The organism is Shewanella halifaxensis HAW-EB4 (assembly GCF_000019185.1).
GTDB lineage: Bacteria > Pseudomonadota > Gammaproteobacteria > Enterobacterales > Shewanellaceae > Shewanella > Shewanella halifaxensis.
The window spans coordinates 625387-638687 of record NC_010334.1 but is presented as its reverse complement, the minus strand read 5'-3'; the positions used below and the strand labels follow the sequence as shown (position 1 = coordinate 638687).

Genomic DNA, 13301 nt, shown 5'->3' with positions numbered 1-13301 from the left:
GACTTATAGCCCTCTTTGCCACTCCTGCCGTAATTCAATTTTACTCGGCGTATTCATCGCAGCTTCTACCTGCGCAACGAGAGCTTGCTTATCTTTACCCAGCACGCCCTTTAGCACCAAGTAATTGGAGGCGTGATCCGAACGAAATACCGTTTTATTCAGCTCAAGCTTACTCAGTAGAATATGCATCTCTTCAAACAGCTGCGCCTGACTCGGCAGCTGAAAGTGGCCGCCAAAAGCCTTGTCCATCCGCTCAGTACCCAGCGGCAGGGTAACGACTAAGGTCGACAGGTATTCAGGCTGCGCCGCATTCATCAACTTGGCTGAGTTTTCGGCATGCAGCTTGGACAATTCAACCCCGCCTAAGCCATTTAAAATCATCACCGAGGCTTTAATCCCCGCGGCTTTGATCTTCAGTAATGCCGCCAATGAGGAATCAAAGGTTTCCCCCTTATTAATGCGCGCTAACACCTCATCATCACCACTCTCACAGCCGATATAGAGCAAGGTGAGTCCAAGTTCTCTTAAGCGCTGCAACTGTTCAGGGGTCTTATTATCGATATTACGTGGCAAGCAATAACTGCTTATTCGCGTCACGTTAGGCAAGTATTGTTTTATCAATAAGCAGATCGCCTCAAGGCGTGCAAAGGGAAGCGTCATAGCGTCACCATCGGCTAAAAACACCCGTGAGATATGTGCCTGCGAGTTGGCGACCGCGATAAGATCTTGTTCAATCTTGTCCGCTTTTTGTGCTCGAAAACGCTTCTGTGGCTCGGTATACATGTGCTAAGTATCACCCCTAAAGACGTAATATATTCGTACCACAGTAAGAGTGCCAGTATATAAACCCATTATTTACAGTAATTAAAGTCAAAATAAAATAGTACACTGTGTAGTATATCGATAATAATCATATACTATTTATTGACCCCCATACCAATACATTCATGTCCTGGCACGTCTTGGAGCGATCAACCTAAGGCGTTATTTCCCCAGAACAATTTTCCTTCTCGTTACCTAAAGTTTGAATTTTACCCCAACTAACTCCACAACCTAAACACTTGAAAAAATTACGTTTACCTTCAAATTCATAGAATTTAAAGAGACCAGAAAATTCTCAATTATCTAAATTTTGGCTTTACCCATCTAAAAAGCTCATTGCCCGAAACAAACCTTAGTGCTAACTTATTAATATTATTGTAAATAAATGTTTGTTTTGACGAGATACCGCTAATTACAGCAGAGTGTTTAACGGGATTATCGCTAATAATCTGCTATGTATTTTAGGGAGACTAATGTGGAAAGAGATTGGAACGATTTTAAGGGTATGTATGGCAATAAGGAAGGAGCTAGAGCTGCCTTCGAAAAGGTTTGCGGAGCTTTATTAAGGAATAAGTATCCTAATCGAGCGTATGAAGTGGAAGTTTCTAATGGTGATGATGGTATTGATATTTTTGTTGGTAATGGAATATTCGATAAAAGCTTAGAAGTATTCCAATGTAAATTCTTTATTGATGGTTTCTTTAGTTCTCAAAAACAACAAATGAAAAGTTCATTTGACAGTATAATTAATAATGACAAATATTCAGTAAAGAAATGGTATATAGCATTACCAATAACGCTAAATAAAGAACAACATAAATGGTTTGATAAATGGAAGCTTGAGCGGTCGAAAGAGCACGCTATAGATCCGGGTAATATAATACTTTGGGATGGTGATTATTTACTTGACCAATTAAAAGAGTCTGGATTGTACAACACCTGGTTTAAGATAGAAGACTCAAATAAAATCAAAGAAATTCATGAATATATATTAAATAAGGATGATAAAACCCTGAAAATCAAGGGTGACAATGAAATCAAAGGGTTAAGTGAACATTTAAATAGGACGTCTAGCTTTATACCTTCAGAAACTAGGTTAGACTTTACTAAAGTTTTGGCCGAGTTGGCACAAAATGCAACGCAACACGGTGGAGGAAACTTCATTTCTGTATGTTCTAACAATGGTCAGGTTGAACTAAAGTATGATGGAAAGAGGTTTAACTCATTAGATTTTGTAGTTGAAGAATATCATGGTTTGGGAATTCGTAGTCTGAAGTGTTTTTTAGAAATATATAAGGACTCTGTTGAATGTTCATATAAGTATGATAAAAGCAATATCCTAACGTTTAAATTTTTAGATAATTTGTTACCTCACCAAACAGATAATCCATGTTTCATATTTACCTCGCATTCAATTCATTCTTTGTCTTCAGATGTTTTTAGAGCTATTAACCACGACTGTGAAGAAGTGGAAATAGATCTGATTAGTACACATATGCACTTTAGCAATTTACATATTCTTATTAATGACTGTGTGGCAAAAACAAGAAAATTTAACACTAAATTTAAATTCATTATTGGTGACCGAGCCATGAACAAGCATATGGTTTCCCATTTAGATTCCAGATTTTCATCAGAAGACTTATCTAGAGTTGAGTGGGTTTTTAAGTAAAATACATAACATAAATGGATAAGCCGCCAAAAGCGCTGCTTCGCAGCAACTAGTTCATTAACTCAGCGTTAGTATGGAGAATATTCTTTGACTATCAATGAAATTATTACATTAATTAAAGATATAGTATTGGGTTTATGTGCTTTAGGAACAGTATCTGTAGCTGTTTATGGAGTAAAAAATTGGGCTCGAGAGTTAAAGGGGAAAGCAGATTTCGAAGTGTCTAGACAGCTTATCCGTGCTGTATATAAATTTAGAGATGAGATTGAGTATTCTCGTTCTCCAATGACTTTACCCAGTGAATTTCCAGCAAACTATGATCCAATGAATAGAGCAGCAAAATACAAAGCAGAGTCTTGGTCATATGTGTTCTCTAATAGATGGAAGCCTGTGGTTGAAGCTGTACAGGAATTGGAGGTACAGGGTTTAGAAGCAGAAGCTCTATGGGGGGCTGAGATTAAACAACTTGTGCAAGAACTTAGAAAGAATGCACGATTGTTACGTGTTGGAATGCAGGCAGTTGTTGATAACGAAATGCAGGATAATGAAAACTTCAAGTGTAACTCTGACTTAGGTAAAACGATGAAAAATCGTGTTTGGAAATCGATGTTTGAAGAAAATGATGAGATCACAGTGGCTATAAACTCAACGGTTGAAAAGTTAGAAAATTATGTTCGCCCGCATTTAAAACGCAACTAAATAAGACTATTTGTTATGGCTTAGTAAAATGGCCACTATTTCATAGTTAATATCTATGTTTAGCATAGTCAGATGCTTATCTAAACAAGTGACAATACCGTTACTCTTTAACTCTGAAATGTCCAGAAACATGCCAAGGGCGTAAATCATTTATGCCCCATTCGTTGTTACAACTACATTAGGAAAGCACTTTGTGAGCTACAGAGCAGACTAAATTTTAGTAATGCTTCAGAATGTGGTGATTCGGATTGCATACTATATTTTGATAGATATTTTAGTGGTTTAATATAAAATCAAAACCATATTAGTTGATAATATTATTACGCTAGAAGAGGCGGAAATGACACGAAAAACAGAGAAAAGGAGATCCAGTTGAGCATAGTCGTGCGCGTCCTTAAAGCAAATCATGGAGATTGCATACTGGTTAGCCATGAAGGGCCTTCGAGTGTTTTCAACCTACTGATAGATGGTGGGACATCGACGACTTTCAGACATGGGCCTAGGCAGCGCTATGCGGGAGCCTTATGCAATGCTCTTGATGATCTGAAAAAGAGGGGGCAGCACGTCGATCTGGCGATCCTAACCCATATTGATGACGACCATATCCATGGCCTTATCAAAGCTTTCGAAAAGCCTGGCTACCTCGGTCAATTAGTTAAATCAATCTGGTTCAATTCGTCTCGGTTAATAACACGTCATTTTAATGTTCCTGAGATTTCGGAAAATAATATTCTATTGACTGACGATTCTCCTGAAACAAGCGTGAGTCAGGGGAAAGAGCTCGAGACATTACTCGATGATATCGGATGTGAGCGAGCGCCTCTTATTATGGCTGGCCAATCTTATGAAGTCGGTCCGTTCACTTTGAAAATATTGTCACCGGAGCCAAGGCAGCTGGAGCGGCTTTTGCACAAATGGCCAACTGAAGTCGAATCAGGTGCGACCTCATCGCATGACAATGATTACCACCTTTCTTTAAGCGAGATCTGGGCAGAAGACAAGTTTAAACCCGATCCGTCTATTTACAATGGAAGTTCTGTTGCATTTATCCTTGAAGCAGACGGCAAGAAAATGCTTTTTCTTGGGGACGCGCACGACCAGGTCGTTGCAGAAAATCTAAGAGCATTTGGTTACAGCGACACGAATAAGCTTAAGCTGGATCTCGTAAAAGTCTCACACCATGGCAGTCAGAACAATACAAGCAATGAGTTTCTTTCACTGCTGGATTCGTCACGTTACGTCATTTCAACTAATGGTTCTAAGCATGGGCTTCCTAATAAGAGGACAATTGCTAGGATAATGAAATCAACTAGTGGCAACGTGCTATTTAATTATAGGGATGTAATAACGCCCTTGCTTTTGGCTCATGAAATAGAGAGCTATTCCTCTCGTCTAGAGGTGCTCGATGATGAGATCAGATTTGAATAATACAGATGCTGAAATCATGCAGTCATACACTGTTATGGTTAATGGAGGTAGTGGTGTACTCGTCAATGCTATGACATTGGATTACTCCTACGTACTAACCGCAGCCCATGTAATTCGTAAGAAGAAAGGTGATATTGCCGTCCTTGATTTAGATGATATTAATGTCTTAGATTATAAAAGTGAGAAACTCAAAGTTTTAGCTGTGCTCATTGACCCCGCCCCCCACGATGCGGAGGATCCTACTTATGATTGCGCAATTTTAAAAGTTGAATATCAGGCTAGAGTGTTACAAAGATGTTTTGCTGCTTCTAGATTACCTCATCTTGCCGCCATTATATTAGTTGGATATCCAGCAACTGAAAGAGGAAGTGCAGATCAAATAAAGCAGTATGATGGACATAAGACAAGTGTGGTCAACAAACTTGTCATTCTCACAATTAACGGCGTTCCAGCTAAATCGACGATCCAGGGCATGTCTGGTGGAGGCGTTTACCACATCCAAGCTGGAAGTCCATTTCTTATCGGCGTTGAATTCCAGATGGACGGCACCGGCGAAGAGCAGCAATACGGCCGAGTACAGTGCCACAGTTTAGCTAGATTTGAGGAAATCATAACTGCATGTACAAGTGCGCAGATGATTCCTGCTCATTTGGAGTGCTTTTCTAGAATGCGGGAGATGATATTCGCGTTCAATGTTATTGACCCAAATAACGTTCACCAGCTAAAAGTGGCGTTAGAGGGCTTTGCCGATTCGCTAATAAGGGGCGGAATTCCCGCGCCTTATGAGGTCATGGAGCAATATGATTTACAACTGCTAGTTGATTCCAAGCGACCTGACGAACTCAAAAATCAAGAATTATGGGTGGCTTACCTAGAGTTTTTAGTGATCTGTGCTTTGATGGATAATGTTGGAGCTGCGGATGCTAATTACATAAAAAATATAGAGCGAAAGCGACGGCTGTTATATACCAGTGACGGTTCTAATTGGCTTCGTCGCCTAGAAGAGCTGCTTAAAACTGCGCGCAAATATTTAGATAAAAATGGCACGCTCATCGTTGCGTCACCAGAAGCCGCTGCACAGCTTTTACCACCGAATTTTACGCTTAAAAATGTGATAAGTAATATTGCTGTAGTGCCAAATGAAGGCCCATTAGCTATTGATACAGTTGAAAGCGCCATCTATACGAGCTTCAAACTTACTCATTTGGAAGGGCTTCGAAAGAATTGTGTGATTGATAGCGAGGATGAATATCAAGGCTTGCCTTCAGGTCGCGCGCAATTGCAGTTGTTTAAGGATAAGCTTAATGAAATTATTAACTAAAGAAGTCGATCTGAGCTTCTTATCTGATCATTATGAAAACATTAGATTTCATATGTTTTGTTCTGATGACCCTCTTTCCTTTATTTCCTGCATAGCGTGTGTATGTGAAACGTCTGCAGAGGTTGTCGAAAGTTGGTCTGAAATCCAGAGCATGGTCTCTGTTTACTACCAGCCCTCAGGCAACTTGGCATCATGGAATGTGTACTTGGCCTTGATTACAGTTGAAAGTGTTCCAATTTGGGAAAAATATCAAATAGAAAATAACAAGTATGCAGCTCGTAAGATCATACTTGATGGGCTCCCAGAAATACCTTGTATTGACCAGATGGCTATTGAACTACAGAAACAGCTATTGGGCTCAGATTTAGCACTTTATCCCCAAGTCAACGAGTCAAGAGAGGCTTTGCTGTCTATAGAAGAGTACATTCGTGGTACACCTTTAGATTCAAAAAAAGAGTCCAAAAATAAGCGCGCCTTGGTGATCGACAACATAATTGAGCTCTTGAACAATAATGAAAATTAAAAAAGTTGAAATCGAGGCATTTCGTGCCTACAAGTCAAAGTCGGACGGAACTTTTGATTTTACGAATCAAGGGGATATACCTTCGAACTTTGTCGCAATATATGCTCCTAATGGTTTCGGTAAAAGCTCATTTTACGATGCAGTTGAATGGGCGGTTACTAATCATTTGGAAAGACTTGGTGGGGAATATAATCGTTCTAACTTTGTAGATGCAGCCAAGATCACTAAGGACAAAAATGTAGGACAAAAAATTCTTCGTAATAAATATGTTGATGACAAAGTGGTCACAAAGGTCGTGGTATCCACTACTCGAGCAGGACTTTTTGAGCGTAAGCTGCCGAAAACGAGATCGAACAGTCGAGACTTGCGTTTTGGAGTTAAAAGCCAACGAGAAAATGAGTTTTTCCGACGTGTAATTTTAAGCCAAGATGAGATTGATAGATTTCTTCGGGAAGCAAAGCCAAAAGAGCGTTATACCAAGTTCATGACGAGTTTCGGTGGTGATATCGAGATAGCTCGGCAAGAGTTGTCTGTTCTCATCAGCGATAATGAGACTGAACTGAATAATCTGAACAACCAGCATGAATTGCTTATCAAGGAGATAAAACAACCAATTGATCTTTCAGTATTCGAGCATTTCAATTCAGTTGCTGCAGAACTCAATGCGGTGGGTGAGAATATTATATTACCGGATGAAAAGTTTTCGTCTCAAAACGAACACCTGCTTAATGCACATCTTGTATCTCGACAGCATGAACTAAACACATCGTTCCAAGCAAATACTGAAACAACAGAAGCGCTTGTAAATAGGTTGGAAAAAATACCAGAAATAGAGATCCATGTCCGCGATCTGGCAGAACATTCTCCTGATCTGACTAGGCTATCGAAAGGGATTACCGACGCAGACAAATATCAAGCATTACTAGACTCGCACGAGAAATATGTGACAGCGCAAAAACAAGCACATGCGCGCCTAAATAGTCTAATTGTAATAGCTGAGAGCACAGATACTTTTTTACAAATTGAGTCACGTCTTCTCGAATTATCCACGCAGAAAAAAGCACTGACAGAAGAACGATCCAAAACCTCCACACAACTTGAAGCACTTAATCAGACATTAAGTGAATTGAACACTGAGCTTAAAGCTGTTGATAATAGGACTTTACTCCTAAGAACTTCTATCGACAACGCTAGTCCAGTTTATACCGAGATTTCAAACCGCCGTGCTCATTTCGCTGCTCTAGGACTGCAAATCGCGGAGAAAGAAATTGCTATCCAGAAAGAGAAGGTCCAATTTAACGTATTGAATCGGGAGCTGAGTGAGATATCCACACTAAAAATCACACCAGATTTATTATTAACCGGTAAGGTGGATGCTTTACTTTTCGAACAAGGAAAAATCGATCAATTGACGAGATGTTATGCTGATCTTGATTTGATCGAGGTGAACATTACGGCCTTGCATACCACTAAAAAGGCCTTAACTGAACAGATGGAATTGCACGAACGGTTGCTTTCCATAGGTCTAGATTACCTTAGTGTACAACCTTCCAATATTTGTCCTTTGTGTACCTCCCCTCACGCATCCGTAGAGGCTCTGCAAGATAAGATTAAGAACCGAAATCTGTTGTCTGATTTAAGTCAGGAGAATACTAAAAAACTTTCTCTTTCCTCGAAACGTCAGAAAGAACTCAGAGATATAATCCAATCTATTGTTCAACAGGCGATCGAAGCACAAGTTAAGCAGCTCAACGGCCTGCATAATAAAGTTAATGAAGTTGGTGCGAGACTTACTCAAACGGAGCGAGATAAATCTACTTTAGAAGCTGAGTACAAGAGCATAGAGAACAGAGTCGTAGAGCTGGAAAAATCAGTTTGGGGACTTTCACATGTTGAGCTAGTTTCACGTGTTGAAGCTGAGTTGAAAGAACTTTTAATAAAACGGTCAAATCTACTTGAACAAAAGACCTCTGCCACAACTCAAATTACGTTGTTCACTAAGTCGTTCAAAGCTAAAGACCTCGAATTGCAATCATTAATTTCTGAGGTGGAGAGAAAAGGTAGTGAGCATGCCTATGTGACAGTGCAGGCATACCTTAATGAAAATGCTATCGTTGCTTCTAGCCTTCAAAAACATTGCGAAATTAAGAGAAAAGAGCTTGATACGGAAGTCCTCAAATATAAAGTTGAAGTTGAATCTTTAACTAGCCAGTGCAATGCTTTGCAACAGGAAATGCAGGTGGGCGGCACATGGATAAATTTCCCTCAGTTGAAACAGCAGAAGGAGGCTTTAGAATTAAGGCTTGCCCATTCTCAATCGGCAGTTAACGCTTTTTATGGGAGCTTATCCCATATTATTTTGGTTCGCTCTGAAGATACACTGGAAAAAGTCAAAGAGTTCATAACAGGGGCGATTGAAGAACGCCAGCGTCGTTCTGAAGAGCTTAATATATTGTCGAGCAAAATTAAGTTGCTCTCGGAGCTATTGGCTTCGTTCAAGCCTTACATTAGACGTATCTCTCTACAGGAAGAGTTGACAGACGTAGAGCGTCAGCTAGAACAACGTAGTCAGGTCTATGAGACTTTAGCTGCGGAAAAAGAAGTAGTCGTGGGGTACCTAAAAACACTCATTAATAATTTCTTCTATGAAGATCTTATTAATTCAATTTACAGGAAAATAGATCCACACCCAGCCTTTAAAAAAGTGGAGTTCAAACCTGACTTTGATTCAGGTGAGCCTAGCTTAAATATCGTGGTTAGTGATGGGGATGGAGAACTGATATCACCGATCCTCTTTTTCAGTACTGCTCAAATAAATATTCTTAGTTTGAGTGTATTTTTAGCAAGTGCACTTCATGCGAGAGATGATGAAGATAAACCTATTGATGTTATTCTGATTGACGATCCAATCCAATCAATGGATTCTATTAACATACTCTCGACTATTGACCTCTTGCGCAGTATCAGTCTCCAGTTTGATAAACAAGTCATTATTTCAACGCATGATGAGAACTTCTTTGGTTTACTTCAGCGCAAAATTCCTGCGGAGGTTTTGGGGTCAAAATTCTTAAAATTGGAAAAGTTTGGCGTAGTTGTGCCAGTCGAACCGTTCCTCAATTAGGCGGGCTAGTTTTCTCCGTGTCAAAGGTAAAACTCTGGCAGGCTTAACATATAACTCAAGCTGCCATTAAAAATGGTGGCACCATAAATAAGGTTTCTGCATCAAAAAGGTGAGTTGAAAGTGGATACCACCTTTTCTCTAAAACCACCTAAAATCTCAAAAGATGGCGAGTTTACCCAAGTGAGATTTTGATTGTTAGGTGGTGCTAAAATGGGGAAGTGTGATTGATTTATGTGTGGTGTACTAAACCTAACTTTATGTTCATTTTGAGATAGAAAACTAGTTCTTACTATTTTGCTTTCCCCCTGCTTAACGGAGACCGTAACCGTTTCAGATTCCCTGAATATAATTGGCACATCTGGAATCTCTTCAGCGATGCGATTTGCAAACTCAACAAGCTTTGGTGCTGCAAAAGTGTATAGCCAAGCTTCTTGGTTTTTGCTTTTATTTGTCCGTAAAATTCTACCGAGTACTTGCCTAAAATAGAGTTCGGTTTTAACTCTGCTTAGGTGGCAACACACCTGCAAACGCGGGATGTCAGTACCTTCGCTTATCATGCCAACACTGACAATCCAGTTTGTTGTACTGTTCCTAAACTCATTGATTTTAAGTGAAGGCAGCTCTTCTTTATAGGTAACTATTTCGGCAGTTTCCCCATATTCATTTCTGAGCATATTCAGAATGTATGTAGCATGCTCTATCGATGATGCAACGACAAGTCCAGCAGCATTAGGGTTATGCAGTCTAATGTCGTCGAGCTTGCTAGTCGCCAGCGTTAAGGCATGCCGAATGGCTACATCATTTTTGATGATCGATTGGTAAGAAACCAATGAACCTTTGAATAGAGCGTCTAGGCAATTAAACGTCTTAGTTTCATTTTCTTCGTCAGTTACCGAAATTCTTTCATTATCGATTAATACAATCTTTGGGCTTCGGCATACACCGTCTGCAACGGCTTCCCTTAAACCGTAGATATAATCACACTGTATTTGATTGTCTGGGTCTGTATAACGAGATAAAGCTATCGGTGCTTGATCTGAGCGCCACGGAGTGCCCGTTAACGCTAAAGTGTATTCGGCTTGGCTTTGAATATTCAGTAGGATCTCTTCCCCCCAGGCGTTGGCATCTTCAAGAGAACTGCCTGAGCAATGGTGGATCTCATCAAATATCACGAGTACCCGATTTTGTTTTAACAGTTGCCAGAAATCCGCTTTGAAAGACAGCATGCTTTGATACGTATAAGAGCAACCAACGGCACCTATGACACCATCGAAACGACATTCCAGCCGTGTCGAGAAAGTTTGCTTAATACCCTGCGATATATTTATCGAAGGTGAAAAGCAAAGCACAAAATCGATAAGGTCTTGCTCAAGTAAATGAAAAGCGACTTCTGAAGCCATAATCGTCTTACCAGCGCCTGGAGTAGCCAAACAAAGGAAGTGTTTCTGTTTGGCACTAAAGTGCTCTAGAGCGTGATTGACGCACTCTGATTGCCATTGTCTTAGATGCATTAGGTTACTTTCGTTGATGAGCGAGAACAGATTTAATCGCTTTGATTTGACCAAGTAGTTTTGAGCTGTTTTCGCGAGCTTGTAAATACTGGGATTCAAGGTGCGCTTTCATCTCTGGAAAGGATTGATACAACCGCATATATTCTTCTGACTCGCCAATGCTAGTGAGTAAATCAACTTCAGATTCTTTAAGGCGCTTTTCAAGCTGTTCGACTGTAGTGTTTATGCCGACAGTAACTGCTTTGGGTCGATTCACTTTATCCTCAGTTGTACTTTGGACGACGAAGTTAGTTTTAAAGAATAGATCTGCCTTTTGGTACACAACTCTTTTTGAGCTTTTGGTTCCTTTCTTTAGCAGTAAGCCTTTCTTAAGCAGCCTAAGAATTTGCCTATAGACATATTTGCGAGCCTCAATGGGCTCTTCAACCGTTGAAGACATTGCTAGGTATGCATCACGCAATTGCGTCACATTGAAGTCGTCAAAGTTCTCATCCTGGAGAATTGCATTTAGTTGGGCATTAATTTTGATGGATGGTTTTGACATTACTTTCTCGCAAAGAGGCTCTTTATCTCTAACTCACATGGCTAGGATAACTTCACATTATTAATACGGATTATAATCCGTGGCTTTATAAGCCGCAACTTTGGATAGTCTTTCTCTTTAACGAGATTAAAAATGAAAGACTTAGCGATCCAATTTGGTACAAAATTGCGTGATAAGCGCAAGGCACTCGGCATTTCTCAGGATAAATTGGCGTTATTAGCAGAGATTGATCGAAGCTATGCAGGACGAATTGAGCGCGGTGAAGTCAATATCACCCTCGAAAAGGCATACCAATTAGCAGAAGTTTTGGAGTGTGATGTAAGGGAGTTACTCCCTTAAGTTATATAGCTGAATGACCCAACCATCTATAATGCTTGGATGGCGTTTATTCTATGAATAACACATCCGATTGAGAAGCACTTGGCAAGCGCGAATGCTCAGTCACCTGATAATATATAGTTCATCACTGAGCCAACAATACATAAAACCGCTACAACAGCCAAAATGAGTCTTAGAACTGATTGCTCCATGCTTGTCCCTTAACGATCCTTGTCAATGGTGTAAAAAGTATAGCAATAGTTCAATTTAAGGATGATGGGAATTATCTTATTTTGCTCATCTATCTTTCAAGGTGGAGTACAAAAGCATGTTTGGCCACTTGAAAGCAAATCGCGCGCCCATGTCATATATCACAATGACAGTGTGGGTACTTATCAATTTTGACAACACTCAGTGGTGAGCATATTAAGCTGAGGATGAGTGGTTTGTTTGAAGGTTATACTTTCATTGCTATCTCTTACCTGCTTTGCCTTTGTTCAACTCGCTTATGTCCCAAAGTTTATTGGCAGCTTGTTTGTACTGTCCCATTGACTGAATTTTTCTATGGCTACATAGTGTCTAGATAAAGGATGGTCATTCAAACTCAAACCTATCAGGAAAGTTTCATGAAATTTGCTTTGATAAACGGAGAGCGTGTTACACCCGCACCAAAAGCCAGGGGAATCTGCCCTGTATGCAAATCTGAGTTAATCTCAAAGTGTGGTGAGTACATGTTATGGCACTGGGCACATAGGTCACGCAAAAACTGCGACCAGTGGTGGGAAAACGAAACTGAATGGCACCGTTCATGGAAAGATTTATTTCCTGATGATTGGCAAGAAGTAGCAGAAAAAGATCCCTATACGGGAGAAATTCATGTCGCAGACATAAAAACTCCTAATGGTTTGGTAATCGAGTTTCAACATTCCACGATCAACTCTGATGAACTTATCTCAAGAGAGTTATTTTATAAAAAGATGATATGGGTTGTAGATGGATGCAAAAATGAATTTGATATGTACAACTTCAGTAATATGCGAAGTCGTCCAGATGCTGAAGGTATTGCTAATTTTCATTGGTTTGGGAGAAGCACGCTCTTTAAACGCTGGTATTCGAGAAAGCCTATATTTATTGATTTTGGACCTAAAGGATTCTGGAGAGTTCTTCGGTTTGATTTGAAAACAAAGAAAGGGTTAGTAGGTATTGTTGATAAGAGTGATTTTGCAAGCCTCATTATTAAAGATACAACAGATTTTAGCGATTGTGGGGGACCGGCTTCAAACTAAACACTGCGGTGAATGGACGATGGAAGTGTCTACTGTTCTAGGGACTTACCATTCGG

11 protein-coding genes are annotated in these 13301 nt (G+C 40.0%); 8 read left to right on the top strand and 3 right to left on the bottom strand.

Annotation, left to right across the window (positions count from 1 at the left end; genetic code table 11):
* Positions 1 to 3: 3 nt before the first annotated feature.
* Complete coding sequence (locus SHAL_RS02685) at positions 4 to 783, bottom strand: radical SAM protein (protein WP_012275657.1); 780 nt, start codon at positions 781 to 783, stop codon at positions 4 to 6.
* A 514-nt stretch (positions 784 to 1297) separates the two neighbouring features.
* Between SHAL_RS02685 and SHAL_RS02680 the strand changes: the two genes are divergently transcribed.
* From SHAL_RS02680 to SHAL_RS02655, 6 genes are all read left to right on the top strand, one after another.
* Complete coding sequence (locus SHAL_RS02680; protein ID WP_041415805.1) at positions 1298 to 2494, top strand: hypothetical protein; 1197 nt, start codon at positions 1298 to 1300, stop codon at positions 2492 to 2494.
* An 87-nt stretch (positions 2495 to 2581) separates the two neighbouring features.
* On the top strand, positions 2582 to 3193 hold the full coding sequence (locus tag SHAL_RS02675) for a hypothetical protein (RefSeq protein ID WP_012275655.1): 612 nt from the start codon (positions 2582 to 2584) through the stop codon (positions 3191 to 3193).
* 372 nt (positions 3194 to 3565) lie between these two features.
* Positions 3566 to 4621, top strand: coding sequence for a ComEC/Rec2 family competence protein (locus tag SHAL_RS02670; RefSeq protein ID WP_012275654.1), 1056 nt, complete (start codon positions 3566 to 3568; stop codon positions 4619 to 4621).
* A complete protein-coding gene (locus SHAL_RS02665; RefSeq protein WP_223296232.1) occupies positions 4614 to 5942 on the top strand; it encodes an ABC-three component system protein in 1329 nt (442 codons plus the stop codon). Before SHAL_RS02670 ends, SHAL_RS02665 begins: the two co-directional genes overlap by 8 nt.
* Positions 5926 to 6465, top strand: a complete 540-nt coding sequence (locus tag SHAL_RS02660) for an ABC-three component system middle component 1 (RefSeq protein ID WP_012275652.1) — start codon at positions 5926 to 5928, stop codon at positions 6463 to 6465. Before SHAL_RS02665 ends, SHAL_RS02660 begins: the two co-directional genes overlap by 17 nt.
* The gene (locus SHAL_RS02655; protein WP_012275651.1) at positions 6455 to 9586 is read left to right on the top strand and encodes an AAA family ATPase; all 3132 of its coding nucleotides are present in this window, start codon (positions 6455 to 6457) and stop codon (positions 9584 to 9586) included. Before SHAL_RS02660 ends, SHAL_RS02655 begins: the two co-directional genes overlap by 11 nt.
* A gap of 101 nt (positions 9587 to 9687) precedes the next feature.
* Here the strand turns inward: SHAL_RS02655 and SHAL_RS02650 are convergent, their stop codons facing one another.
* Positions 9688 to 11097 (bottom strand): DEAD/DEAH box helicase, encoded by a 1410-nt coding sequence (locus SHAL_RS02650; RefSeq protein WP_012275650.1) that lies wholly within the window; start codon positions 11095 to 11097, stop codon positions 9688 to 9690.
* A gap of 4 nt (positions 11098 to 11101) precedes the next feature.
* Positions 11102 to 11641 carry a VspR family transcription factor gene (locus SHAL_RS02645; protein WP_012275649.1) on the bottom strand — a complete coding sequence of 180 codons (540 nt, stop codon included), beginning with the start codon at positions 11639 to 11641 and terminating at the stop codon, positions 11102 to 11104.
* A gap of 132 nt (positions 11642 to 11773) precedes the next feature.
* Here SHAL_RS02645 and SHAL_RS02640 point away from each other — a divergent pair, with 132 nt between their 5' ends.
* Positions 11774 to 11980, top strand: coding sequence for a helix-turn-helix domain-containing protein (locus SHAL_RS02640; protein WP_012275648.1), 207 nt, complete (start codon positions 11774 to 11776; stop codon positions 11978 to 11980).
* A gap of 605 nt (positions 11981 to 12585) precedes the next feature.
* Positions 12586 to 13245, top strand: a complete 660-nt coding sequence (locus SHAL_RS02635; protein ID WP_041416222.1) for a competence protein CoiA — start codon at positions 12586 to 12588, stop codon at positions 13243 to 13245.
* The last annotated feature ends 56 nt before the right edge of the window (positions 13246 to 13301 follow it).